23 protein-coding genes are annotated in these 24,734 nt (G+C 50.2%); 6 read left to right on the forward strand and 17 right to left on the reverse strand.

Annotated elements, in window-relative coordinates:
- Positions 1–85: 85 nt before the first annotated feature.
- Complete coding sequence (locus tag ACBZ72_10205; GenBank protein ID XES76543.1) at positions 86–2,227, forward strand: nitrous oxide reductase family maturation protein NosD; 2,142 nt, start codon at positions 86–88, stop codon at positions 2,225–2,227.
- Between the two features lie 140 nt (positions 2,228–2,367).
- On the forward strand, positions 2,368–2,997 hold the full coding sequence (locus tag ACBZ72_10210; GenBank protein XES76544.1) for a TatD family nuclease-associated radical SAM protein: 630 nt from the start codon (positions 2,368–2,370) through the stop codon (positions 2,995–2,997).
- Between the two features lie 221 nt (positions 2,998–3,218).
- Here ACBZ72_10210 and ACBZ72_10215 read toward each other — a convergent pair whose 3' ends face one another.
- From ACBZ72_10215 to ACBZ72_10235, 5 genes are all read right to left on the reverse strand, one after another.
- Positions 3,219–4,028 carry a thymidylate synthase gene (locus ACBZ72_10215; protein XES76545.1) on the reverse strand — a complete coding sequence of 270 codons (810 nt, stop codon included), beginning with the start codon at positions 4,026–4,028 and terminating at the stop codon, positions 3,219–3,221.
- A gap of 52 nt (positions 4,029–4,080) precedes the next feature.
- The gene (gene thsB / locus ACBZ72_10220) at positions 4,081–5,754 is read right to left on the reverse strand and encodes a thermosome subunit beta (GenBank protein XES76546.1); all 1,674 of its coding nucleotides are present in this window, start codon (positions 5,752–5,754) and stop codon (positions 4,081–4,083) included.
- 155 nt (positions 5,755–5,909) lie between these two features.
- On the reverse strand, positions 5,910–6,986 hold the full coding sequence (locus ACBZ72_10225) for an L-threonylcarbamoyladenylate synthase (GenBank protein XES76547.1): 1,077 nt from the start codon (positions 6,984–6,986) through the stop codon (positions 5,910–5,912).
- A 54-nt stretch (positions 6,987–7,040) separates the two neighbouring features.
- Positions 7,041–7,517 carry a GNAT family N-acetyltransferase gene (locus tag ACBZ72_10230; protein XES76548.1) on the reverse strand — a complete coding sequence of 159 codons (477 nt, stop codon included), beginning with the start codon at positions 7,515–7,517 and terminating at the stop codon, positions 7,041–7,043.
- 17 nt (positions 7,518–7,534) lie between these two features.
- On the reverse strand, positions 7,535–7,912 hold the full coding sequence (locus ACBZ72_10235) for a hypothetical protein (GenBank protein ID XES76549.1): 378 nt from the start codon (positions 7,910–7,912) through the stop codon (positions 7,535–7,537).
- A 247-nt stretch (positions 7,913–8,159) separates the two neighbouring features.
- Between ACBZ72_10235 and ACBZ72_10240 the strand changes: the two genes are divergently transcribed.
- Both ACBZ72_10240 and ACBZ72_10245 read left to right on the forward strand, forming a co-directional pair.
- Positions 8,160–8,711, forward strand: coding sequence for a hypothetical protein (locus tag ACBZ72_10240; GenBank protein ID XES76550.1), 552 nt, complete (start codon positions 8,160–8,162; stop codon positions 8,709–8,711).
- 16 nt (positions 8,712–8,727) lie between these two features.
- Positions 8,728–10,761, forward strand: coding sequence for a minichromosome maintenance protein MCM (locus tag ACBZ72_10245; protein XES76551.1), 2,034 nt, complete (start codon positions 8,728–8,730; stop codon positions 10,759–10,761).
- Positions 10,762–10,881: 120 nt separating this feature from the next.
- On the opposite strand, the gene ACBZ72_10250 is transcribed toward ACBZ72_10245, so the two are convergent.
- The 6 genes from ACBZ72_10250 to ACBZ72_10275 all read right to left on the reverse strand — a co-directional run bounded on the left by ACBZ72_10250 (position 10,882) and on the right by ACBZ72_10275 (position 16,026).
- Complete coding sequence (locus tag ACBZ72_10250) at positions 10,882–11,655, reverse strand: proteasome assembly chaperone family protein (GenBank protein XES76552.1); 774 nt, start codon at positions 11,653–11,655, stop codon at positions 10,882–10,884.
- Positions 11,652–11,831 (reverse strand): RNA-protein complex protein Nop10, encoded by a 180-nt coding sequence (locus ACBZ72_10255; GenBank protein ID XES76553.1) that lies wholly within the window; start codon positions 11,829–11,831, stop codon positions 11,652–11,654. Before ACBZ72_10255 ends, ACBZ72_10250 begins: the two co-directional genes overlap by 4 nt.
- Positions 11,831–12,619, reverse strand: a complete 789-nt coding sequence (locus ACBZ72_10260; protein ID XES76554.1) for a translation initiation factor IF-2 subunit alpha — start codon at positions 12,617–12,619, stop codon at positions 11,831–11,833. The genes ACBZ72_10255 and ACBZ72_10260 overlap by 1 nt, the downstream gene beginning before the upstream one ends.
- Positions 12,620–12,639: 20 nt before the next feature.
- Positions 12,640–12,837 carry a 30S ribosomal protein S27e gene (locus ACBZ72_10265; GenBank protein XES76555.1) on the reverse strand — a complete coding sequence of 66 codons (198 nt, stop codon included), beginning with the start codon at positions 12,835–12,837 and terminating at the stop codon, positions 12,640–12,642.
- 11 nt (positions 12,838–12,848) lie between these two features.
- On the reverse strand, positions 12,849–13,124 hold the full coding sequence (locus ACBZ72_10270) for a 50S ribosomal protein L44e (protein XES76556.1): 276 nt from the start codon (positions 13,122–13,124) through the stop codon (positions 12,849–12,851).
- A gap of 391 nt (positions 13,125–13,515) precedes the next feature.
- Positions 13,516–16,026 carry a PQQ-binding-like beta-propeller repeat protein gene (locus ACBZ72_10275; GenBank protein XES78676.1) on the reverse strand — a complete coding sequence of 837 codons (2,511 nt, stop codon included), beginning with the start codon at positions 16,024–16,026 and terminating at the stop codon, positions 13,516–13,518.
- 218 nt (positions 16,027–16,244) lie between these two features.
- On the opposite strand from ACBZ72_10275, the gene ACBZ72_10280 reads away from it, so the two are divergent.
- Positions 16,245–17,078, forward strand: coding sequence for a TrmB family transcriptional regulator (locus tag ACBZ72_10280; GenBank protein XES76557.1), 834 nt, complete (start codon positions 16,245–16,247; stop codon positions 17,076–17,078).
- A gap of 182 nt (positions 17,079–17,260) precedes the next feature.
- Positions 17,261–18,301 (forward strand): exosortase/archaeosortase family protein, encoded by a 1,041-nt coding sequence (locus tag ACBZ72_10285; protein ID XES76558.1) that lies wholly within the window; start codon positions 17,261–17,263, stop codon positions 18,299–18,301.
- Here ACBZ72_10285 and ACBZ72_10290 read toward each other — a convergent pair.
- The 6 genes from ACBZ72_10290 to pcn all read right to left on the reverse strand — a co-directional run bounded on the left by ACBZ72_10290 (position 18,264) and on the right by pcn (position 24,707).
- Complete coding sequence (locus tag ACBZ72_10290) at positions 18,264–18,842, reverse strand: hypothetical protein (GenBank protein ID XES76559.1); 579 nt, start codon at positions 18,840–18,842, stop codon at positions 18,264–18,266. The two genes, ACBZ72_10285 and ACBZ72_10290, sit on opposite strands and share 38 nt — an antisense overlap.
- Positions 18,835–20,115 (reverse strand): DNA primase small subunit domain-containing protein, encoded by a 1,281-nt coding sequence (locus tag ACBZ72_10295; protein XES76560.1) that lies wholly within the window; start codon positions 20,113–20,115, stop codon positions 18,835–18,837. The genes ACBZ72_10290 and ACBZ72_10295 overlap by 8 nt, the downstream gene beginning before the upstream one ends.
- Positions 20,116–20,210: 95 nt before the next feature.
- Positions 20,211–21,848, reverse strand: a complete 1,638-nt coding sequence (locus ACBZ72_10300) for a hypothetical protein (protein XES76561.1) — start codon at positions 21,846–21,848, stop codon at positions 20,211–20,213.
- A 184-nt stretch (positions 21,849–22,032) separates the two neighbouring features.
- The gene (locus tag ACBZ72_10305) at positions 22,033–22,782 is read right to left on the reverse strand and encodes a polyprenol monophosphomannose synthase (GenBank protein ID XES76562.1); all 750 of its coding nucleotides are present in this window, start codon (positions 22,780–22,782) and stop codon (positions 22,033–22,035) included.
- A 91-nt stretch (positions 22,783–22,873) separates the two neighbouring features.
- Positions 22,874–23,938 (reverse strand): hypothetical protein, encoded by a 1,065-nt coding sequence (locus ACBZ72_10310; protein XES76563.1) that lies wholly within the window; start codon positions 23,936–23,938, stop codon positions 22,874–22,876.
- 13 nt (positions 23,939–23,951) lie between these two features.
- Positions 23,952–24,707 carry a proliferating cell nuclear antigen (pcna) gene (gene pcn, locus ACBZ72_10315; protein ID XES76564.1) on the reverse strand — a complete coding sequence of 252 codons (756 nt, stop codon included), beginning with the start codon at positions 24,705–24,707 and terminating at the stop codon, positions 23,952–23,954.
- Positions 24,708–24,734: the final 27 nt, after the last annotated feature.

A 24,734-nucleotide genomic window follows, 5' to 3' on the forward strand; every position in this document is an offset into this window, starting at 1 on the left:
AGTCCACGTTTTATGTAGGGAGAGAGGGCTTTAAACTTGTTTGTAAAAGTATAAACCCTTGCGCACCGTAAAGTAACCGATTGCTTTGGATAGAAAACAGGAATTGGCACTCTTTGCGGTCTTGCTGCTTGGGTTCTCGGCAGCGGCAGGGCTAAACCAAGTGGATGTGGCGGATGCGGAGTATGTGCCGTGGGTTTGGCACAACTCGGGAATCACCATCTTAAGCAACGGAACCGTCACACCCTCCAACGCGCCAATACGCGTCCAAGGCAACATTTACACGTTAACCTCGGACGTTTTTTCAGGCATCGCCGTCCTAAGAAATGACACCATACTTGAGGGAAACGGGGTGCGCATGTTTGGCCCCATGTATGGAACAGGCATTCTGCTTCAAGATGTCATCAACGTCACGGTGCAGAACGTGAATGTGCAGTATTTTGCTCAAGGCATTTACCTTGATAACGCCAGCTCATGCGTCATTCAAGGCAACACGATGACGGGCTGCGACATTGAAGTTGCCCACAACAGCGCGGATAACAAAATCACCCACAACACCGTCACCCAAGAAATTCGGGTCAACTTTTGCCAAAACAACACCGTCACACACAACCTTGCCAGCAGCATCTGCACCTCGTGGGCAAGCAACATAACAATCGAGGGCAACACGGTGTCCGATGCCAAACGGTCAGACGCAATGCTAAACCAGGGCAACTACACGGAGGGCATCTATGTGGACAACAGCGAAAACTGCCTCGTCTTAGACAACAAGGTAGAACGCAAAAACGTCGGAGTTGACATATGGCAAAGTCGCAACATCACCCTCAAAGCAAACACCCTTCAGGACAACCAAGTCGGCTTCAAGCTTTGGGGGGCAGACTTGCCGCATAACCTGCACACCATAGACCTGACCAACACGGTGAACGGTAAACCTGTCTACTTTCTGGTTAACATAAGCGACTATCAGGTGCCCGCCGACGCAGGTTGGATAGCTGCCGTGAACTGCAACAACATCACCGTGCAGAACTGGAATTCAACTCCCAACTGGGACGGCGTGCTCTTCGTAGAAACAGGGCAGTCCCAGATTGCCAACTGCATGTTGGAGGACAACTTTAACGGTATCAGGCTACAAAACGCTTCCAGTTGTACACTGATCCAAAACCAAATAGTCAACAACCAGTACGCGGCTCTGCAGATTGAGCAAACCTGCAACTGCACCATCTTTGATAACCAAGTTTTTGGTAACTACTGCTTTTTTGACGTGTGGCACAATGCTACAGGCAACCAAATTTACGGGAACGATTTTGTGGGCAACTGGACAGGCCCAATAGGTGCTGAAACGCGTAACCAATGGGACAACGAGGGGCAAGGCAACTACTGGAGCACCTTCACAGGCATAGACCGCGACCAAAACGGCATAAGCGACAGCCCCTACATCCTCAACACCGAATCGTCCGAAGCTGACCAGTACCCGCTTATGAAGCCCCTAAGCCAACCCCCCCAAGCCCAAACATCAAGCGGCGGCTTGCTTTTGTCGATGCCTGAAGAGTACCTCAACTACACCATAGTTAACGTTGACGGCGCGCTTTGGGCGCAAATTGACGGCGTGTACCCTATTCACATGTCCGAAAAACCCACCGACCCCGTCCCCATGCTCTACCCCACCCCACCTGGAACAGTTAACATGCACATCAAGTTGGATGGAGCGGAGCAGTCATGGAGCAACTACAGCGAAGTGGACCCCTCAGCGTTGCACTACACCGACATTGGGAACTGGGAGATGGTTTACTGCACTATTCAGCCCTCTTTGACGGATTTTCTTTTAGAAATCCACTACGAGCACCCCGTGGAAGTCATCAATGGTTCCTCCACGTTTCTTTATGACCTAAACATTGCACCCTACCTTTCCGCGTCAAGCGCCATCTCCACAGCCCATTTCAGGGTGCAGCTGCCTGTAAACCAGTCTAACGTGGCGGTTTTCACGACTGGCTACAGTGGCAGTTGGAGCCCCCTTGACGTTAACTCTGAAAACTGCTCTGAAGGGGTGATTTTAACGTTTGATGTGGTTTCTGAGTATGGTAAACCACTTTGGGGGGACATCGCGTTTGTTATGTCAAACAATCAAATTCCTGAATTTACCTTTGGGATGGCTTTGGGTTTGATTGCTGGCGCATCCTTAGCGTTTATAGGTGTTTATTTAAAGGATAAGCCACTGAAACAACGAAAATAGCGCTGTTTAATAGAGCAATAATTAAATATGCCGCGTCGGTGAAATTGGCTTAATTGGGAGAAAGGAGAGAAGACTCACAATCACTTCACCCAAGCAAGTAAGTAGATAACCTTTTAACCCCACATTAAATGTGAGGTAAAATGACAAACAACCCCGCCCCCACTGCAGTCTACTGGCTAAACAACAGCCTTTACCTAAACCTAACCAACCAATGCAGCAACAACTGCTGGTTCTGCTTTCGCAATTTTAAACCCGGCGTAGGCGGCTTCAACCTTAAACTCACCAAAGAACCCACCCTACCCGAAATCACCACCCAGCTCCAGCAGACCCTGCCAAACCAGCGTTGGAAGGAGGTTGTGTTCTGCGGCTTTGGTGAACCTACCGCGCGGCTCGATATCCTGCTGGAAACAGCAAGGTGGATAAAAAAGCATCACCCGCAAATTCCGATTCGGCTGGACACTAACGGACACGGCTACGCCCTTAACCCGGGCAGAAACGTTGCTGAAGAACTTAAAGCCGCAGGGGTTAGCCGAGCCAGCGTTAGCCTAAACGGACATGACCAAGAGACCTACAGCGAGAACTGCCGCCCCAACATCCCCAACGCGTTCAAGGTAACGGTTGATTTTGTGCAGAAAGCTAAAGCGGGGGGGCTTGAGGTGGAGGTTTCCGCGGTGAGGATGCCCGAAGTGGACCTTGCAAAGGTTGGGGCAGTGGTGGAAGCTTTAGGGGTGCCCTTCCGAATCAGGGACTACATTCCATGCTTTTGGTAACTAAAATAGCAGTCTGGAAACAGCAAATTCTTACGGATACGAAGTATATCGGGTTTGGACGCAAAATCTAATAATGTTGTATCACCTTCAATTTTTGGCGGGCGATGAGGTTATCCAAACGCGGGAAAAGTCCCCAAACCCTCAACGAATTTTCCCTTCCGCGTGGCTAACGGCCTGACCCCGCCGATTCAACCCACTCACCACGCACAGCAGACTCATTTTTATTTAGGGTGGTTCTTGGAGGTGAAAGCGGCAGAAGAAGATTTGGTTTCGTTTTTGGGGTTTAACAGTTCCTCCACCAGCTTATACTGCCGTTGGTAGATGTGGCAGTTTTTGCTGTGAAAAATCAGTTTACCCGTTTCCAAGTCAAGGTTGCTGCGGCTGTTAATTTCTGACACGAATGCTTCGTTGAAGAGTTGGAGCCCCGCGATGTTGGCGGGTAACCCTGCGTAGGCGTCCCAACTGCGAAAGTAGCAGGTGAGGTGCATTTTGCCTTCAAGGATTTCGGTGTCGATTAGGCTGAGGCAGGGCGGTTCTGATTTTCGGTGGTGCTCATCGAATTTTTTGATGTCTTCGGGGAGCCGAATGACCATGGTGACTTGGCGGTCTCGTTGCTCTTCGACGTAACGGGCGACGGCTTCCTCGATTTGGTTAATCGGGCGCTTCTCGCCGTAGGGGTTGTTGAGTCTGCTTCCGTATGTGTAGGTTTCCTCCTGCTTTTCGCCACACCACAAATACTCCAACGCGTACCCCTGCACATACTTGAAGTCGCAAGGAGCCTTATCGCTGACTAACGGTCGGTTCTCGGGATGGGCAATCTCGATTGAGAGATTGAGTTTTTTGGTTTCGGTTTCTTCAGAGCCAAAACCAACGCGGAAGATGTCGCCTTGAACCCAAATTTGGTTTAATGCTTCAAACCATGCATTGGGACAGTCAAAGGCGGAGATTTTTACGTGCTTCAGGGTGATTCCTCTGCAAAACGGTAGTTGTAAAGCTACTTTGAGGCGTACATGAATATAAAACTGGTGCAAAACGCAACTAAACAATAAACGGAGAACAGAAATTAAAAAGGGAAAAAGGTGCTTAGTAGGGCATTCCGCCCATACCAGGCATGCCACCCATACCGCCCATGCCTCCCATTCCGCCTGGGGGCATTGGTGGAGCGCCGCCGCCTGTGCCTTTGATGCTGATTAAGTCGTCGATTTTCAGAATCATGTTGGTTGCTTCTGTAGCAGATTTGACGACTTGCTGCTTCACGCGTAGAGGTTCCAGAATCAGCAGACCGCACATGTCCACGATTTTGCCGGTGGTTACGTCGATGCCAAAGGTTTTGCTGTTGGCTTCTTCGTGTTTGGCTCTGAGTGCGACCATGATGTCTATGGGGTCTAAACCTGCGTTTTCTGCAAGCGTGAGGGGAATGGATTCAACGGCTTCAGCGAAGGCTTCAACTGCCAACTGCTCGCGACCGCCAACCTTCACTGCAAACGCGCGCAGGTTTTTGGCTAGTTCTGCTTCGGGTGAGCCGCCGCCTGCAACGATTTTGCCGTCTTCCACAACGTTGCGGATGACACATAGGGCATCGTGGAGGCTGCGTTCCGCTTCGTCAATAACGTGGTCGGTGCCGCCGCGGATGACGACGGTTACGGCTTTGGGATTTGCACAGTCACGTATGTAGACCAGTTTGTCGTCGCCGATTTTGACTTCTTCCACCTTCTTGGCTTGACCAAGGGCTTGGGCGTTGAGGTCTTTGATGTTGGAGAGGATTTTGCCGCCGGTTGCTCGGGCAAGTTTTTCCATGTCGCTGCTGCTTACACTTTTAATGGCTAGCACGCCTGCTTTGCCCAAAAAGTGAAGCGCCATCTCGTCAATGCCTTTCTCGCAGAAAACAACGTTTGCGCCTGCGGTTACAACGGAATTGACCATTTCGCGGAGCATATGTTCTTCTTCGTCTAGGAAAGATTTCATCTGGTCTGGGCTTTCGATGTTTATTTTTGCGTCAAACTCGGTTTTTTCGATTTCGATCTTAGCGTTAAGTAAAGCGATTTTTGCGCCGTCAACGAGCTTGGGCATCTGGGAGTTGGAGACTTCCTTGTCGATGACCATGCCTTTGACAAGTTCGGTTTCTTCAAGGCTTTTGCCGTGTTTCTTCACGATTTTGATAAGGTCAATGTCGGCTTTCAAGCCGCCGTTGGCTTTCTCAGAAACCTGCTTAACCGCGTCAACAGCAATCTTGGCAAAGAGGTCCTTGGCATTGGAGATACCCTTGCTGGAAAGAGAAGTCAAAGCCACATCTTGCAAGGTTTTTTCGTCTTCAAACTTTACAGGCAACCCAAGAGCATCCAAGATTTCTTGGGCTTTATCGCTTGCTTTTTTGAAGCCTTCGATAATGACAGTTGGATGCACGTTTTTGTCTAGCAGAGTTTCTGCTTTGGAGAGCAATTCTCCAGCTAAAACCACTGCGGTTGTTGTTCCGTCGCCGACTTCGTTGTCTTGTGCTTTTGCAACTTCAACCAACATTTTTGCCGCTGGGTGCTGGACATCAAGTTCTTTCATGATGGTGGCGCCGTCATTGGTTATGGCGACGTCTCCCATGCTTGTTACAAGCATCTTATCCATGCCGCTTGGTCCCAACGTGCTTTTCACTGTTTCAGCTACGATTTTTGCAGCCATTATGTTGTTTTTTTGCGCTTCGCGACCGGTTGACCTTCCGGTTCCTTCTTTTAGTACGAGAATGGGAACTGTTCCACCTTGAGACATATCATTTCACCAGTGTTTTTTCTTGCTTACAATTGTTGAGTGCTAAACGGAACAATAAGATGTATAAATATAAATTTTTCTCAAAAGCCCGAATACAAAAAATATGCAAGAGAAGAAAAGCAGCCGCGTCCACATGAAAAATGGGGTTTGTGAAGTTATGCGGTGGGTCCAGTGGGTGGCTTAATGATTTTGTAGCCTGAAGCCTTATACAGGCGGTTCATAACCGCTAAGCCTAACCCATCAGAGGCTACACTTTCAGAGATAATCACATCCAAGTTTTCCTCGTCAAACTCTCTAAGCAGCCTAAACAGGTTTGCAGCAATGGCGTCCAAGTTACGGCGGCTCCCCATGGACTTCACCACATCCGCCTCGTAAGCCCACGCCGTCTCATCCGTCGCCAAAACCCCCACCCGCCGGTTCTCCAGCCAACAGGCGCTGATGAACTCTTTGACTTGATGCATAACCACAGGAATTGGTCCCTCGACCACATACATCGGCGCCTTTGGGGCGTAGTGTTTGTGTTTCATGCCCGGCGACCGCGCCTCTTTCGGTGCCAGTTCCGCTTCAGCGGTGATAAAGGGGTGAAGTTGCACCTCACCTAAAGCGCTTTTCAGGGCTTCTACGGAGGTTCCGCCTGGACGCAAAACCATAGGCGGGTCAACACTAACATCTAACACAGTGGATTCAACGCCAATCGTGGTTGGTCCACCGTCGAGGATGGCGTCTATGCGCCCGTTCAAGTCGTCAAACACGTGCTGGGCGTTGGTGGGGCTGGGTTTGCCAGCGAGGTTTGCGCTGGGCGCTGCCACAGGAACCTCACATGCTTTAATCAAAGCTAAAGCAACGGCATGTTTGGGCATCCGCACCGCCACCGTCGCCAACCCCGCGGTGGTCACCTCAGGCACATCCGCGTAACGCGGAAAAACCAGCGTTAAGGGTCCAGGCCAAAACTGCTTCATCAACAACTCCGCTTTAGGCGTCACTTCTTGAGCGAGCTTATAAACGCCTGAAACGTCAGCCACATGAACAATTGGCGGATTATCCAGCGGGCGCTGTTTAGCGGCAAACATCGCCAGAACTGCGTCGGCGTCAAGCGCGTTAGCGCCTAACCCGTAAACGGTTTCAGTTGGGAAAGCAACCAGCCCACCTGACCGGATTATGGCTGCGGCTTCCGTTATCGCTTCGGCTTCGGGCTGCTGGGGGTTAACCTTGAAGAGTTTGGTCTGCTTCATGACAAACGCCAAATGAAAATGTGGCTGCAAGTTTTTAAAGCATAAGGCGGCGTTTCACTGGTCCAGTCGCAGAATCACGGAGGTTTCAGCTTGCCTGTCAGGTATGGTCCAGTATTGCCGCAGATGACTCTCTTTAGGGATGAGCCGAAAGCCGTTTTTCTCGTAGAACCGCACCGCCCACCAAGCAGCCTCCCAAGTCCCCACCAGCACTTGCCTCGTCTTCGCCAATCTCAACAGGTAAGATAGCAGCTTGGCGCCCAGCCCCCTCCGTTGGTGGCTTGTGAGCACGTAGGCGTGTCGAATCAAGGTGACATCCTTCACGGGCTGGATACCCATAACTGCCAGCAAAGCACCATTTTCGTACCAGCCATAAAACGCCACTCCCCGCGCGGCTTCCTCTGAGAGCTCTTGGGCGGTGATGTAGGGTTCGCGCCACATGTCTTGAGGAATCACGCCCTTGTAAGCCTGCGCGGCATCGTTAATCACGTCTAAAACGGCGTTAAACTCAGAAGGAAAAACCCTTCTAATCACATCAACACCTCGGGGAGTTAGATTTTTTCTTGCGGCTTGGATTTTTCTCCGTCTAAAACTTTTTCAACCAGCCGCTTAAAAAACGACTGCGCCTGCATCTCGGTGTATTTCTCTAAGTAAACAGAGACCAGAGCGATTTTGCCTTTTTTGGTGGCGATGTACTCGGAGAACATACGCGCGGAAATCTCGTTCTTGTTACCCACCAGAATCGAAGAGGTAGCTACATAGCTGAGGCTGTCGCTGGGTTTAGGCACGGCAATGGCTAAGGTGCCCAGTTTGTCTTCGCTTTCGCTGAGCAGTACGAGCACGCTGTTTTTGGCTTCGACATAGACGGCTAAAAACTGGGTTTCCTGCTCAGTTATGGCTTCTTTAATTACGTTGGCTCGGTCATCCATGCTGATGCCTCTGTTCTCATGTGTTTTGAGCGGGTAGTGATGTGTAGGAACTACTTAAAAAACTAACACTTCAAGCTTCACGTATGAAGTAAGGCTTAAGGTTCAACGCTAAAACAAGCAAACCCCAGCGGATAAGCTACAGCAGTGCTCAGCCACCGTTGTCAGCATGTTTAGTTCTTAATACAAACTCTTTAATGCCGCCTCGTAATAGTTTTCATCCCCACACTTTAGCTGAGGAATGAGAGCGTTGCCGCTGAAACTGGAAAACTTGGACTTTCGTTTTGAAAATTCCCGCGTGAAAGTAATTGCTAACCGCAATTACCCAGAGATGAAGCTGGCAGGCATCAAAGTCGGTCCGTTTCAGGAAGGCAACGAATACGACGTGTACAACTGGATAGGTGAAGCCCTCGCCGAAGCGGGCATCGTGCACTTCCGGGAAGAAGACAATCTTGACGCAACCAAACTCTACAAGGTCCAGTGGAAAGAACGCGTGCAAGTCGCAGGGCAAATCAGCGAGTTACCTGAAGATTTTTACCCTAAAATCCGCCGCTACCTCAAAGAGCTCAAACAAGACTTCGCACAGCAACCCGAAAAAATTCAGACCTACCAGCGAACCAAGCACCTCGCCGACGACATTGTAAATTCCCGCCTCAAAAAAATCGTGACCCTCTCAGCGGTGCCCATCCAAGGAGAACAAATCATAAACAAACTAACCGCGGAAGAACGGCTAATTTACCTGCAGTTGGCAAGAATCGTCAGCGAATGGAAAGCCCACATCCTGCAACATGAAGCAACCTAAAAAGGGGACTTAAGGTATGGCAAGAGAAGATTCATCTGACCCACAAGAGCGTTTTCTGGAATTTTTCAAAAAAGAGACGTACCGAGAAAAAATCGGTCAGATGGCAATCCAAGGCAGAGAAAGCTTCACTGTTGACTTTGAAGACCTTTTTGCGTTTGACCAAAAACTCGCCGAAACCCTGCTGGATAAACCCGACGAGTACCTCCAGCACGCCAACAACGCCGCCTACGCCCAGTTAATCATTGAAGACCGCGAATACGCCGAGAGAACCGAAAAAATCACGGTACGCATAGTCAACCTGCTGGGCAGAGAACAGCTCCGCAAACTAGGCAGCAAACAAATGGGCAAACTGGTCATGCTTGAAGCCATCGTTGTCCGCGCCACCCCCGTCCGACCCATGGTCATGGTAGCCGCCTTCAAATGCAAACGATGCGGCACCGTCAACCGCGTCGAACAGTCAGGCCAATTCCTCAAGGCACCAGCAGTCTGCAGCAGCCCCGACTGCAGCAAAGACGGCCCCTTCGAATTCATGCAAGACGACTCCGCATTCATCGACAGCCAAGACCTGCGCCTGCAGGAACGCCCCGAAGACCTCCCCCCAGGGCAACTGCCCCGAATGTTAGCCGTCAAACTAATCGGCAGCGAAGTCGTCGACGTGGCTCGACCAGGCGACCACGTTAGCATCGTAGGTATAGTGCACGCCTTCGCCCCCAGCCGCCCTGGCATCGGCAAGCTCCGCACCTTCATTTTGCAGTTGGACGCCAACAGCATCGAGGTTATGGGAAAAGAACCCGAAACCACAATCATAACCAAAGAGGAAGAAGAAAAAATCCTCGCCTTAGCCAGAGACCCCCAAGTTCACAAGAAACTCACCAGCAGCATCGCCCCCAGCATCTTCGGTTACAGCCACATCAAAGAAGCCATCCTGTACCTGCTCTGCGGCGGCTGCAGCAAAACCTTGCCTGATGTAAACGTCAGAGGCGAAATGAATGCACTTTTGATCGGCGATCCTGGAACCGCCAAAAGCCAGATGCTGCAGTACGTGTCCAGGATTGCTCCGCGGGGCTTGTACACTTCAGGCAGAGGCACCACCGCGGCAGGTTTAACGGCGGCTGTGGTCCGAGAGAAGGGCGGCTCCATGTCGTTGGAAGCAGGCGCGCTGGTACTAGCCGACAAAGGAATTGCCTGTATCGACGAAATGGACAAGATGCGTCCGGAAGACCGCGTTGCCATCCACGAAGCCATGGAACAGCACACGGTTTCCGTCGCAAAAGGCGGCATCGTCGCCACACTTAACGCACGAACCGCAGTTTTAGCGGCGGCTAACCCCGCGTTGGGCAGGTATGAGCCTCACCGAACCGTCGCAGAAAACATCAGCCTACCCGTCACCATCCTTTCCAGATTCGACATCATCTTTGTGCTGCGAGATGTGCCCGACCGGGAAGCGGACGGCAAAATGAGCCAGCACATCTTGGAGATTCACCAACGCGGCATCAGCCCCGTGGAGGCCCCCGTGGACGCGGAATTCCTGCGCAAATACATCAGCTACGCCAAAAGCATCCAGCCCGAACTCTCCAACGACGCCTTGAATCGGCTGCGTGAGTTCTACTTAGCCATGCGTTCCGCAAGCGAATCAGAAGGCTCGCCAGTGGCAATCACAGCCAGACAGTTAGAGTCGCTGGTCCGAGTTGCCGAAGCCCGTGCACGTTCAGCTTTGCGCAAAGAAGTCACTGGCGAAGATGCCGAAGCTGCAATTACTCTGATGAGACGCAGTCTGGAAGAAGTGGGCATTGACATGTCCAGCTACAAAATGGACATCGATATCATAATGACGGGCAGACCAAAAAGCGTCCGCGACAAGCTGCAGGTTGTGCTCTCGGCAGTCGTTGACATGGAGCGGGAAACTGGAACGGTAGAGAAAGACGCGTTGGTTGCGGTGTTGGAGGAGAAGCATAAGCTGTCGCGGTCTGAAATTGAGCGGATGATTGGGCAGCTGCTGCGGGAAGGCACCTTGTATGAGCCAGGGGAAGGACGCCTAAAGAAAACCTAAACGACAAAGCACACGCTAACCTGAAGCATTTTCTTGTTTATCTATGAGAAGGTAGGCGCTTGAAGGCTGCGAAAACGTAGAGGGATAGAGGTAGGTCCAAGACGTAGCTAAGCTACGGATCTAGGAGATGTAGGTAGTTTTCTTGTCTTCTTCCTTGCGCGTTTCCTCTGCCTGCACTGCTAGTTTCTCCTCGATTTTCTGCAGCCGCACCACCATCTTGTCGGCTTTGTCAACCTCTTGGTTTATGCCTGTCAAGTCAATGTTGAGGTTGAACATGTTGTTTATAACTTCGATGACGCTTTTTGCCGCCAACGGGTCAGGCAGGTAGCCGCGAGTTTCACCCAGCAAGCATAAGGCATCAATTTTTTTGAAGCGCGCTAACCCCAGAATCAGCCCTGCGGTGCCTACAATGGGGCTGCCTGTTTCGCTGACTGTTGCGCCGCCTTCTTTGGCTTTTTCTAGGATGCGTTGGTTGGTGCCTGCAACGACCACTTTGGGTTTTTCTTCTGTTTCCATGCGGTAGCCGCCGATGGTGACTATGGTGTGTACACTTTGTTTCTTAGCAAAGGAGACCATTTTGGCGGCGATTTCGTATTGCCCCTCAATGGTTTGGGATTGGCTGTCCCCCGTGAACAGGATGAGGTCATTTTTCTCCGCGGGGTCTTTGACGTAGTAGAAGGCTCCACGCAGAAGCCTCACGCTGCCCTTGCTGTTAACAAGAACGAAATACGGAAAATGGGGACTGTAGAGGTAGGCGAATTTTTTGGCTTTAAACTGTTTAATCAGGTAGCGTAGGGCGATTTTGCCCACCAAACCTAACCCAGGCAAGCCTTCAATTAAGATGGGGTTGTTTGCCTGAATCGGCGAGAACTCTTTGACGTATGTGGATTTCATTTTGCTTGCTGCTCCTGCGCCTGCTTTTTGAGTGCTAAACGGTACTTTAGATATTTATCTTCAGGAGAGAACTTGGCAGGATGCGGAACGTGTACCTTGCCGCCGCAGTGAGGGCAAACATCCGTGTTAAGTGTGTAGCGGCTGCAGCGTTCACATCTACGCAGAAGCCAAACCACTACTTCTCCCTTCTAAAAGAACCCTGCCCGCCAGCCTTAGTCACGTTAGTCACCACAGCTTGGCTAACTCGCTGCAAAAGCTCCTCGGCACGTTTCCAGTTATCCGCAGAAACCTCCAAACTGTATTTTGGTGCAGCAATGACGGCGAACTCGATTTTGGCGTCACGGGCTTTTTCAGATTTTCGTGCAGCCGCAAAGGCATCCTGTACACATCGAACGCCGTTGGGTTTCATACAACGAATTTCCAAAGTGCCGCGGACTTTAACCATCTTGAGGCGGATACGTTCTTCGGCAACCTGAGCAAAAACATTAGCCAGCTCCTCAGAAACGCCCAGCTTAGTCAAAACTTCAGGTCCATCTTTAACGAGCTTTTCAAAGCCTTCGTATAAGCCGTATTTTTCGTCCAAAGGCAAACCTGCTTTCTCGTAAACCTCGTCGGCAGTTAAACCCACTTTTTCAGCTACCCCACGCAACAGGGCGTCAGCTTTGCGTTCTTTTTTCCACGACTTGATTTTTTCGATGCGTTCCCGCTTGGTGACCCGCCTCAGCGACAAGTCAACATGCCCCTTCACAGGGTCAACGCGGAGAACTTTGAGAACCATTTTTTGGTTTTCACGCACAAAATCGCGGATGTTGCGGATCCAGCTGCTGCTGATTTCAGAGACGTGGAGTAAACCTCGTTTATCGTATTCGTCGAGTTTAGCGTACGCTCCGTAGTCGGTGACGTTTTCTATCGTCGCGATAACCAGGTCGCCTGGTTCGGGGTATTCGGGTTTTCTCTCCGCCATCCGGGGTTCTTCCTTTGGGTTTATTCGAGAACTGCTTGCACGTCGCCTTTAATTTCGGCTTTTCCGCCGCGGGGCTCAGCGAGCACAGCGTTGCATACGTTGCAGTTAACGACATTGACGGCGTGGCTGAAAATCAGCTGTTCGTTGCCGCATTTGGGACATTTTACTCGCAGGAATGAACTGCGGGGTTTGGGTATGAGTTTGTTCCATTCGCTCATGTTTTTTTCTCCTAAGCAATTGTGAGTTTTCTAAGGCGCATGCCCTCTTTGTGGCGCATGAAGCCGCAGGTTTTGCATTTTAGGCGCAAAGTCTGTTTTTTGGTGGTTTTGGCAAATTCTTTCTGCAGGGGGAAGCCTTGTCCGCCGTAGCCTTCTTTTTCGCGTTTGTGGTGGCGTTCGCCTACTGCCATGGCTCTGCGTTTGCCTGCCTTGTAGAGGGCGACTTGATGTGCCTTGTGAGCTTTACACTTTGGGCAATACGTGGTTACTTCTTTGGGAACGTTCACGGTTTTCACTACCAGCTTTCCATAAAGAAAACATGCGCACTCTTATACTTTTTCGCTACCCGCGGCGTTTTGGTTGGCGCCAGCGTGGTCTATGACGCCCAGCAATTTCGGTGAAGCGTGTTTAGATAGCCCCTGTTCTTGTTAAGGTAGTGCCACGCTTAATGCGCGGCTTTGTGTTTTCTTGACTATCCACCTGAACAACACATGCTCACACATAAAACATTGAGCAGCACAGTATTGATTGAGGGTTTGCTGGGGCCCCAAGCGAAAGCATTAGGAGAGAAGGATGAAGCCCAACAAGCAAGTTGGAATCAGCTTCTTTAAGCCCGTCCACTCAGCCCCTCGTAACATCGACAGCGTTTTACAAAAGAAAAAAGGGAAATGTTGGTGGCTATTTGCGTTTTCTTAGCACCAATGCAGCTGCAGTAACGACGATGACAACTACGGCTGCGCCTATGGCTATGTAGGTCATTGTGGGTGACGCTGCGGTTGTGGCTGGCTGCGGAGCTTCGCTAGGTGAAGGGGCAACTGTCTGTGCTGGGGTTTGGGCTGGTGTTGGTGCGGCTGTTTGCGTTGGCGGTTGAGTTGGCGTCACAGCGGGCGCGGCGGCTTCGGAGACAACAAAAGAGGCTCCTGCTTCGCTGGGGTAGTAGGATGCTGAACCTTCAAATGATGCGGTCACAGTGTACATTCCTGGTATTGGGGGCGTCCAATCAAATGCGTAGTTACCTAAGTAGTCGCTGACTGCGGTGCCGATTTCTTGGGTGTTGCCGTTGGAATCAAGAGCGGTCAAATGTACCGAAACGCCTGTTAGGTCGTTTGGTTTGGGCTGCTGCATGTAGAGGTACTCCATCCATGCGCTCATGTCTTCGTCTGAGATTGCGGGAACTCCGTTTGGATAACGTGCTGCCAGTGCATCTTGGTTTGTGCCTGCTGCGACGTCAGTAACAGTGCCGCTGAGTATGATGCTTGACCCTAAGGGTACACCAACATTTGGTGCGGTAACTGTAGTTGCGGTGGGTCCCTTCCCATAGCAGTATATTTGACCGTCATAGGAGTTGTATGCCACTAGGTAACCGTCGGCGATTAGCATAGGATTGTATGAATGGAAGCCCAAGAGGCTCCAGATGAGTTCACCGTTGGTTGCGTTAACACAGTACATTTTTGCTCCTTTGAACAGCGGTGGATTGTAGCCGTGACCCGACGACACGTAGACTTTTCCGTCAGCGATTACTGGGGATGGATGGTTAAGAGGCCATGCACCATAGGGAGTTTCTATTCCGCTGCTTCCTGCAAAGAAGTCCCATTCAAGCTCGCCTGTCTGGATGTTGTATGCGTGTAGGTATCCGCCGTAGTCAATTGCGTACAGTATGCCGTCAGCGTTGCTTGACCGCCAAGAGTACATACCAAAAGCTCTTGGGTAGGATTCAGTTGGACCCCAGAGTTGCTCGCCACTGTAGAGGTCAAAGCCTTGCCATTCGGTTGAGCTTTGATAGAATTCGGTGTAGACGCCGTCTCCTGCGCTGCCCATGAGCGCCCAAGAAGTTGCCCCAACGGGTGTGGAGCGGTTTTGCACCCACAACTCTTCGCCAGTTCTTGCGTCATAGCCGATTTCCATTTGGGAACTATACCCAGCCATCATGGATCCAGTGGTTGCAAGCACAATATCGTCGGTGACTGCCGCAATTGATTGCGTCGCGGGACTGCTGTAGGAGTTAGTAGTTACGTTCCATTGTATTCCTTTTCCCCAATCCATCGTTCTTACAGTGAGCGGTCTCCAAGTCCAGGGGTTGGTTGCGTACTCCATAACGGCTTTGGTTGAGTTCCACAATGCAAGCCAATTATTCCGTCCGTCAAGGATGTATACCAGCAGTTCTCCGTTTGGACCGTAGAGGGTTGAGCCGGTGGTTGCGTTCTCGAAGCTAAACAGCCAGTCCCCTGTGTCTGGGTCATACACGTTGTATGTGCGTCCAGTTGACCATAAGTAGGGGATTGCTCCGAATTGGTTTGGTGACATGTAATCGAACTCTTGTCCAAACGAGATACTGATGTCTTTTTGGTGCCATAGGGTTTCGCCGGTTCGTAGGTCAATGCAGACAGTTCCGCCTATGCCTGCGGAGGTGCTAAGAGGCATATTGAAATAGAGTCGCCCGTACATGATTACTGGGTTGGTGAATTTGTTTTCGTAGGACATTCCAGTGTAGTAGTTTGTGTCAGTGTAGTCTCCTCCAACTACGCCTCCAATGGCTACGGGGTAGGTCCACATTATGTGTGCACTGTCTGGTGCGGTGCTGTAGGGGTTGTAGCTGTTTACGCTGGAGTCGGGAACGTCGCGGCTGGTCATCAGCCAGTCTCCTGAAATCGCCTTCCATTCGGGATTCATGTTATTTATGGGGCGCGTCCAATAGTCATTGGGGAAAGGCGTTGCGGGCCAGGGCTCTATTGGGTCTTGCTGCACAGTAACTTCGACTATGTGACTGATGCTGGGCTGGTAGTAGTCGCCAACGTATTCATTAACTGGACCTGGCGCAGGGTTCTCGTTGCTTAGTATTTGCCCAGGAAATGAGAACTGGAAGGAATAGACTCCAACAGTTTCAGGCATAAACTCGGCCCAAGCTGCCCCAACATTGTCGGAGGTAAATGGTCCAAGGGTTTGGGTTGACCCGTCAGGTTTTGTAACGTCGATTGTAAAATCTTGCCATCGGTCGCCGTAAATTGTGTTTGACGTGGGGGGCACTTTGTCAAGCCAGAAGGTCAACAGCAGAGTCTGACCGACCCCCACGGGGTCAGGAGCAACGTTGAGGTAAGCATATGTGGGGATGTTCCATTCGGGTGTGTGAGCGGTTGCAATCGGAAGGGCTACGGCTAAGGAAGAAAAAGACAGCAGCAGAATCAGAGTCATTGTCGCCACAGATTTTGTCCCTTTAAATCTAACCTTATTTAAGGGTTGGTTGTTTGTCATTTCGAACTCTCTCTCCTTAATTTTTGCAGCCTCCCATTTGTCTGGGTGAATTTTTAAAAAATGGCGTCTGTTGCCTACATAAACAGAAACAGAAAAAATTATTAAGCGACTAAAAAGGAAACAATCAGCAAGTAACGGAAGCTTTGAAGAAGATAAAAATGATAATTGAAGAAGATATTCAGACACTTACTCGTTTGGGGCTTACGATTCTGCAAGCCGAAATCTATCTCACGCTCACTAAGCTGGAAAAAGCCACCATAAAAACACTCTCAAACACCACCAAAATAGACCGAGCTAATGTATATCGGATAGTATCCAAACTTCAAGAGTTACGTTTAGTTGAAAAAATGATTACCAACCCAACCGTTTACAAGGCTGTGCCTATACAGGATGGGGCGCCGATGCTGCTTGAACGGCAAACACAAGAATATCGGGAAATCAGGTTAAGAACAAAAGAGCTGCTTAGAAGAAACACAAGAAGCGACAAAGAAAAACTGCCTCAACAGGAATACCAGTTTGCCCTGATTCCTCATAACAGAGCCACGTGGAGGAAACTAGACGAAATGAAGGAGCGCAGCCAAAAGAACTGTGATTTTCTTTTCTATTGGAAGGCGTTCTCCATGTTTGGAATTGAGAGTGTGATGCATTTTTTGAAGAAACCAGCAGATAAGGGCTTAAACGTTCGGCTTATTACATACATGAATGAAGGCGAGAAGCTGCATAAAAAAGTCTTAACCTTACAGGACAAAGGCAATTTTGAAGTCAGATGCACTTTTGACTCTCCGCCCATCACGCTGTCGTTGTTTGATAATAAGGAGGTCTTGATGAACACCACGACGTTCAGCCCTTTTGGGACGCCAAGTTTGTGGTCAAACAACCCCGTGTTGATTGGGATTTTTCAGGATTACTTCGATGAGAAGTGGAGCAACGCAACAGACCAAGTTGAAGTTATGCGTAACACAGAAAAGAGAAAAACCGTAAGCAGGATTTAACTAAAATAATGTTTGGGCTAAGGATAGAGATTTGGAGAAGCAAAAAGAAGAGAATAAAAAAGGTAAGACAAAACGCTATAGGAAATATATCATCTATACTGAAAACAGGAATCCTCTAAGCGGTTTGCGTACGGTTTTTTAAACACAAACCGACCGTAGTATAGCATCAGGTCAAAAAGGTTATGCTCAACCTTCTGCAGACCCTCAAGCAACACGCAAACCTCATATTTAAGTTGCTACCTGTGGCTGCGTTTGCTGTTCCGCTGCTGTGGCTGTACGGGTTGGAGCCTGTGTCGTTTGAGGCAATGTGGAAGGGCAGAACGTTTCAGCTGTTTTTCATCTGGCTTATTGCCTTGGAACTAATTTTGGGTGCGGAAGCCCTAAACAAAACCAAGCTTCAACGGCTCGCTTCAGCCCGAACCGCCGCGTTTACAGCTTCTCTGGCGTTGCCGACCCTTTATGTTGTGGCGTCTTACTATTGGGGCTTAAACGGCGCCATCGCAGACGGGGCAACCCAGATGAACATCGCATGGGCAAGCTCGATGCCGCTGTCGATTGAGTACCTTGCGTTTGCCGCCATGTTCTGCGCCATCATGCTCCTCGCCTTCGGCTTCAAAGGCTTAAAGGCGTTTGTGCTACCCGCCTTCTTTCTCATAATGGTGGGTGCCATCTACACCATAGACAACGTTTTCCCCTACGGGCAGTTTACGCCGTTTCAGATTTTTGTTCCCACCACAACCACCCTTGCCGCCGCCATCCTCAACCTCATGGGCTACACCACCAGCATCACATACTTCGAGAACACGCCCACCTTAACCGCGGCAGACCCCAACAGCCTCGCCTCCGCAAGCTTCTCCATCGCGTGGCCCTGCGCAGGCATCGAAAGCTTCCTCATCTTCACCGTCGTCATCTTGCTGTTTCTCAAACGCATACCCATCAGCGTAAAAAGCAAAATCGGACTCTTCGCGTGTGGCGCCTTAGTCACGTACTTTATCAATTCTCTGCGGATTGTGAACATTTTTTTGGCAGGCATGACCTACGGCGAAAACTCCATCCAAGTGCAAGACATTCACTTCTACTATGGTCCGCTGTATGCGATGACGTGGATTGTGGTTTATCCGCTGCTGATTTTGGCTGTCCATAGCCTGTGGCGTAAACACAAAAAAACTAAACCTAAACCGTCCGTTAATGCAGGTCAATCTGTTTTGCTAAACCCTGCTTGACCAGAATTTTAGCGTTCTCAATGGGCACCGACGCCACGTCTTCCACCAAGAAGGGCCCGTAGCTTTTCATGTCTGACCCGATGATGGAGGGCACCGGTTTTAGGAACCGCAAAGTAACCCGTTTATGCACAATTGGCGGCTCTGAAGCAGCCTCGGTCGGGGCTTGGACGTTGAGGACAAACAGTTTGCCCTCCAAAAGCCCCGCGGCAAACCGGGCAAACGCTTCCGCAGAAGGCACAATACCCGTGCACAACTGCTGCTCCTCAAGCGCCAAGCAATCCATCGGCGGCGTTTTTCCCGCCACAATCATCTTCGCCAGCTTACGGTACCGAGCCGCAATCAACTCGCCGGTCATCTTTGTCACGTTTGTCTTTTCGCGTTCCAGCAGCTTGGTTTTGAGGGTTTTCTGCTCCTGCACATGGTTTTCTTCTTTGATTTGGCGCAGGTAATCAGCAACCCGCGAGTAGAAGTCGGAGGGCAAGCTGCCTAACTCGGCGTTTTCGATTTCCAGCCGCCACGCAGCATAAAGCTCATCATACATGACTGTTTTGCTCCTCCGCTAACTTTGCCCTGCCCTTAAGTATGAGCAGCACCGCCGCCGCCGTCGAAACCTCAGCCTTCTGGTTTTTGTAGGGTCCAAACGTTTTGCCCCTCAACGTAAACTGCGGCGCATCTGAGACCACAACTTGCGCGGTGCCCTTTTTAAAAGCTACTGCCCCCATAAACGGGTCAAAAGAATCCAACTCCGTAACGGGAAACTCCACCTTCAGCAAGCCTGTTTTACCGTGCAAGGTGCCGTTGGCGCGGATAAGGCGGTGCACGTCGGTGGTGACCACGGTGTCGATTTGGGCGATTTCACGGTCTTTGACGTGTTCGGCTATTTGCATCCAGGTTTCGTAGCCGACCCCTTTGAGGATGTCCCAGCGTTCCTCTTCGATGTACCGCTGCAGCAGGGTATCTTTGTTGTTGAAAATGATGCTTGCTGCTTTTTTGTTGGCAACGATTTCTTTCAGGTCCTCTTTTGTGGCTTGTGTGAGGTATTTGCGTATGCCGACTTTGAGGCGTCGCTTCCACCCGTACTCGCCAAGGCTGAAAACCCGTGACTGCTTTTTGCTCTTCTTGCCCTTTTTAGATTTGTCTTTGCGGTTCTTGTCAAACAAGTCTAAGCCTATGCCGCAGACGTAGTCCACGATTTCTTTACGTGCCGTGGTGTCAAGGCTGCGGACGGCTTCGTTTTCGACGTGGATGTGGTAGCCGCGGTGCCCCGAAAAATAGGTGTGAATCTCATGTTTTGAGAAACCAAAATCGTTGGTGAGCATGTCAAGGAGCTTGCGGGTTTCCGTGCGGGTTGTGTCGATGCATTGTTCGCATGCCCAAGTTTTGGTTTCGAATTTGACACCGCCGCAGGCGGGGCACTCTTCGGGGGTTACGCCTTTGCCCACCATGCCGCCTTCCACGAGGCATTTGGGGTTGCTGCAGTGCCATTCGTCGTGGATTTTGCCGCAGCTTGTGGGAATGTGGTCGGCGTCGATGTCAAAAACCAAGTCTGCACCCTGCCAGCCTTTCTTATCCATATCGGCTTGGGGGTTCTCGTAGTACGCGCAGGAATGGTAAACGTCGGAGGGGATGCGCTCTCGTAGCGCAGAACGTAGAGCTGTGGGGCTGGCGAATTCTTTGTGGCGAACCATGGCGCGTTCTTTGAAGAGTAGAAAAGCGTATTCGCGTTGGCTAAAGGAGGAAGGCTGTGGAAACTGGTAGTTGGCGTCTTTGTAGAAGGCGCTAAATTGCGTGTAAACCCAGTCTCTAGAAGCCATTGTCAACCCTCCGTAGCCATGTTCTGGTAGTTAGTCTGCGGGTTTAGCAATTAAGCTCTTTGGAATGAAGCTAGAAAAGTTCAAGGAAAACAGGCTTAGAAGCCAAGCACATGCCGTATGTTGTCTACAAGCGCCAGTGGATTAAAGGCTATGCCCCCAAACGTCAAAATTAGCGCCACCAAAACAAGCCACAACGTCGACGCCCGCAATGAAGGCTTTGACTGAGGAATCAATAGATAAACAAAAAAGAACAGCAAGTACCAAGGCTGGAAATACGGCATCGAAAAGATGGGCAGCAAAGTGAAAGCGGCACACAGAGCCATCAATCGTGTTCGGTTCAAAACATACAGCGTGCAGGTTAAGGTAAGGGCAAGCGTCAGGGACACTGCCAAAGCTTGTAGCCCCCAGGGAATTTGGGCATGCGGATTGAACGCGTTGGCAACATTCATTATTAATTCGGGTCGAGCATTGGATAGAAACGGGGCGCTCAAGTACGCCGTGAACAAATCAACCACAGCTAAGCCCACGGCAGCTAGGAACACTTTGTTTTTGAGCAATATTTTAGGCGGGGAAGCCTGAAACAGCTTAATCAGACTCACCACTACAAAGGGCAGCAGAAAAATGCCGGCTTGATACTTGAAAGTGGTGGAAACGGCTCCGAGCAGAAGAAACAGGTCGTATCGTTCTTGCAAGAAGAAGGAAACGGCAAGTATGGAGAAAAGAAAGGCAACCGAATCGGACTGCCCGTTAGCTGCGAAAACTACCAGCACAATGTAGAAGATGTAGACTGCTAAAGCTTTCAAGGCGAAGTTAAGGTCCTGCTTCCAGAACCGTTTAAGAAACAGGTACAAACACACGTGTGAGACAACCAGCAGCAAGGCAAGCTCCAGCTTGTAAACCAAAGCCTGCGAAATGCCCCCTTCAAGCAAGGCACCAAAAGGCAGATACAAAAAGACGCTACCAATGGGGTAGAGGTTAGGCATTTCGGACCAAGTTACGAACTTGTAAAAAGAGTGGTCCGCGTTGGAAAGAACGCCCAGAGGTGTGTCAAACACGGAAAAACCAGTTTTGGTGAAAAGAATTGAAGTGTACGGATGCCGCGCGCTGTCCGTGTACCAGTTTTCAAATGTTGCCATCGGATAAGCATTCACCACCAAAAGCACCAACCAAAACGCCAGCGACAGCAAAACGGCTACTTGAAGCCAGCGGAGACGTTTGCCCTTCAGAAACGAAGGGAGAGGAGACGTTTTTTTGGGGGTTTGGATGCGGTGTTTCATGAAGGGCAGAAGGATGAACAGCATTAGGGTTGCCCAGCCGACGTAGAACAGGATTTTGGCGGGGAGGCTTAGCCAAGAAAACGGGTAAGTCAGAGAGGGTTCGATTACGAACGCCTGAAGATGCACTTGCGTGGCGGTGAATGCGTTGGCTTGGAAGGCGACTTCGTAGTAGTCTGCGCCTGCGGGAAAAGTGTGAGTGAGGTTGGCGGCGGAAACGGTGGAGTAACGTTGCCCATTGTAGGTTAGCAGAGTGAAGTTTAGAGCCCCTGTTCCGGTTTGGTTCACATAGAGGGTTATTGTTTCGTCGCCGTGGAAGCTTCCCAGCCCTTCACGGTAAGTCTCGTTAGGCGACAAACAAAACGTATCATCAACTATGACACCCCCCTGCTGCAGACCACCTGAATTGGGGAAGAAGCTGACAAGCGAAAGCGAAACCCCCAAAAGGACAAGCAGCAAAGACCCAACCAGAAGAAAATTTCCTGCCCTAAAACGCTTCAGGAAATCAGCCTCCAAGTCTAAGTGTGCATTTGACGGGAAGCGGCGTCATGTTTCCGTACTTAGTCAGAGAAGTTCTTAAAGGTTCACCTTATCTGAAAAAAATAAAAGAAAGCAAACAGCCGTTAAAATAAGAAAAAATGGTTTAAGGGTTTGGACTGCTAAGGACAGTCTTGAATATGTAGGAGAGGTAGTTTTCGATTTCCACAAGGGTAAGCTTTGATTTTCCCCGTTTCCTGTTAACAAACACGATGGGAACTTCTTTTATTGTGAAGCCTTGCGAATGAGCTTGCTTAACAGTTTCAATTTGAATATCATAGGTCTGGCTGTGCAGATAACCGATGGTTTTTTCCACCAAACTTGTGGAGTAGCACCGAAAGCCGCTGGTGCAGTCGTGAAGCTTTAACCCCAAGATTCCTCGCGCAATGGCGTTAGCGCCTCGACTGATGACTTTTCGGGCAAACGGCCAACCTTCAATTTTGCCGCCTCTACAGTATCGGCTGCCGACAACCAAATCACATCCGCCGCCTACATGAGACACCAAGCGGGGCAGGTCCGCTGGGTTATGAGAGTAGTCAGCGTCCATGGTGACCACAAATTGGGGGACATTTTTGAGCCGTAGGAAAGCGCGAAAGCCGTCAGTGATTGCTGAGCCTAAGCCACTTTTTTTGGGGCGCACCATCAAAAGTAGGTTGTCATTTTTTGTTTGAAGGTTCCTCACGATTTCTGCGGTTTGGTCGGGGCTGCTGTCATCGATGACAAGAACCGACGCTTGCAGAGGAAGTGCGCCAATTTCGTTGATTAGGCGTCCTATGTTTTGGGCTTCGCAGTATGTAGGCAGAATGATGCCCAAATTTGTGTTGACTTCTAAATTGCCCTCAACATGGCAAGACATAGAGACGCCTTCAACTGTAAATTCAAATTGGTAGGGGTAATAAAGGTTGTACAGAAGACTGCGGTTCGAATAGACTAACGGAACCTTGGATTTATGCGTTCGGTGTCTCAGGTGGAGACAACTTTTGCTTAAGCAAATAGTAACGCAAGGGATGTCGTACGCGGCGGCAAAGGCCATCGCTGCCCACGCAAACACCGTGAGTCTGAAGCGTAGAGCAACTGGGCGGCGTGTATTGAGTGCCTGAACCGCGGGAGCCTGCGATGTGTTCCACTTGGTAACGGGTAAGCCGAGCGTTATAGTCTGAGGAAGTCTTGAAAACTTCAGCCACTTTCTCAGGAGGCATGCCGATGGTAACCAAGAAGGAGGTCAAGGTGAATCTGCCCACGTGCCCTATGTGGCGTCCATGTGATGCTGCGTCGTAGAGCGCCACGATGCAGGGTGGAAATGCGGATTGCGAAACCACTTTGGGGAACCCTTCCATTTCGGATTCGCCGATTTTCTCTTTTGCCAACTCGACAAGCTTGTCGGCTATATCCATTATGGGCGGGGGAAACTGGGGCACCTCCTTGGTGTCTAACCTCGCTTCGATGCGTCTTTGCACTTCCTCCTGAAGGAGTCGCGCGACATCGTGCTGACTTAAGTAAACTCTGCCTTTGACCATGAAACGGTTAATGAGCTTCCACTTTTCTTCGCGCAGATGGGTTATGTTTCGCAGGTAATCAGCCAGCCCCACCGAAAAATAATCCATAGGAAGCCCCATCAACTCTGCGTCGGTATTTTGGGCGATTTGCCAGCCAAAATCTTGGGCTATAGCCACCAGTTTGTCTTTGGGTTCCAACTGAAAATCAAAATGAGCTTGCTTGGCTTCTGCCAAAGCGTAGCGTCGTTTAATGAAGCTGTTTTTGGTGGCTATGGCAAGCATTATAGCCACGGGAAAAGAGGGAATCTCAACATCGTTTATGCTGCGGTCGCCTACAGAAACAAACAAAAGAGATTTTTCCAGCCGGTCATGCGCACGGCTCAAAATTTGAGCTAAATCAGGGCTAGTCAACTCGTCGATATCTAAGCCAATCCTCTTCATGTATGAGGAGGTGTCTTTCAGGAAAGGGTACTTCGCCAAATCATTGGGGGTAAACTTGACTGTTTCCAGCGTCATACCCGTTTCCTAATTACTCGGTCTCGATGCGGGGTGCCAAGAAGAACGTCAATTTGCCCTCTTTGGTCTGCTGGAAGTCAATCCGCACTGGCATGTCCGTGGAGAACTCCAAGGTGGCTATGTCGCTGGTTGCTGAGGCTGCCTTGATGATTTCTGTCAAGTAGCTTAAGCTGAAAGTGGCCTTTGAAGTCTCTTTTGTCTCCAAATCCAGCAGGGCATCATTGCCTTTCTGTAGAGTAATTGTGGCGCCCATCAGGTCACCCATGGCGTGTAAAGTCAGCTTTTCGGCGTCCGCCTCAATCTTCACGTGGTCGCTGACCAGTTGGGCGTCTTCGATGGCTTGGCTTAAACCTTGGGTGGTGGTTTTTGCTTTCACATTAAACGTGATTTTGGGGGTGGGCACTTCTTCTTCGGATGCTTCAAGCGTGGGCATGGTGAATTTGCGTGAATATTTGCCCGTGATTTTAATCTCTAATTTTCCAGTTTTGTCGTCAAGGCTTAACTCGACGGATTCTTCTTTGCCGGCGCGTTTGAGTAGTTTGAGCATTTCGCTTATGTTTATGCACATTTTGGAGGGTTCAGCGCATTCGTACTGTTCAAAAATGGTTTTGGGCCACTCGAAGTCTATCATGGCGACGCGGGAGGGGTCCATCGCCCTCAGTTTTAAGCCGTCGGGTTCAATTTTGAATGTGGCTTCATCGACCAGAATGGAAATTGCTGTAGCCATGTCTCGTAGGAGTTTGGCGTCGGTTACTTTGAGCTTAAACATCCTCTGCTATCCTCTCTAGTGCTTATG

The sequence above is a fragment of the Candidatus Bathyarchaeia archaeon genome, from assembly GCA_041447175.1.
GTDB lineage: Archaea > Thermoproteota > Bathyarchaeia > Bathyarchaeales > Bathycorpusculaceae > JADGNF01.

Coding starts and splice junctions, on each gene's coding strand:
- ACBZ72_10295 (XES76560.1), bottom strand. CDS start 20,115: ATGGCTTCTAGAGACTGGGTTTACACGCAATTTAGCGCCTTCTACAAA.
- ACBZ72_10245 (XES76551.1), top strand. CDS start 8,728: ATGGCAAGAGAAGATTCATCTGACCCACAAGAGCGTTTTCTGGAATTT.
- ACBZ72_10260 (XES76554.1), bottom strand. CDS start 12,619: ATGGCGGAGAGAAAACCCGAATACCCCGAACCAGGCGACCTGGTTATC.
- ACBZ72_10290 (XES76559.1), bottom strand. CDS start 18,842: ATGTATGATGAGCTTTATGCTGCGTGGCGGCTGGAAATCGAAAACGCC.
- ACBZ72_10235 (XES76549.1), bottom strand. CDS start 7,912: ATGGATGACCGAGCCAACGTAATTAAAGAAGCCATAACTGAGCAGGAA.
- ACBZ72_10210 (XES76544.1), top strand. CDS start 2,368: ATGACAAACAACCCCGCCCCCACTGCAGTCTACTGGCTAAACAACAGC.
- pcn (XES76564.1), bottom strand. CDS start 24,707: ATGTTTAAGCTCAAAGTAACCGACGCCAAACTCCTACGAGACATGGCT.
- ACBZ72_10280 (XES76557.1), top strand. CDS start 16,245: ATGATAATTGAAGAAGATATTCAGACACTTACTCGTTTGGGGCTTACG.
- ACBZ72_10310 (XES76563.1), bottom strand. CDS start 23,938: ATGACGCTGGAAACAGTCAAGTTTACCCCCAATGATTTGGCGAAGTAC.
- ACBZ72_10225 (XES76547.1), bottom strand. CDS start 6,986: ATGAAGCAGACCAAACTCTTCAAGGTTAACCCCCAGCAGCCCGAAGCC.
- ACBZ72_10275 (XES78676.1), bottom strand. CDS start 16,026: ATGACTCTGATTCTGCTGCTGTCTTTTTCTTCCTTAGCCGTAGCCCTT.
- ACBZ72_10265 (XES76555.1), bottom strand. CDS start 12,837: ATGAGCGAATGGAACAAACTCATACCCAAACCCCGCAGTTCATTCCTG.
- ACBZ72_10285 (XES76558.1), top strand. CDS start 17,261: ATGCTCAACCTTCTGCAGACCCTCAAGCAACACGCAAACCTCATATTT.
- ACBZ72_10250 (XES76552.1), bottom strand. CDS start 11,655: ATGAAATCCACATACGTCAAAGAGTTCTCGCCGATTCAGGCAAACAAC.
- ACBZ72_10305 (XES76562.1), bottom strand. CDS start 22,782: ATGTCTTGCCATGTTGAGGGCAATTTAGAAGTCAACACAAATTTGGGC.
- thsB (XES76546.1), bottom strand. CDS start 5,754: ATGTCTCAAGGTGGAACAGTTCCCATTCTCGTACTAAAAGAAGGAACC.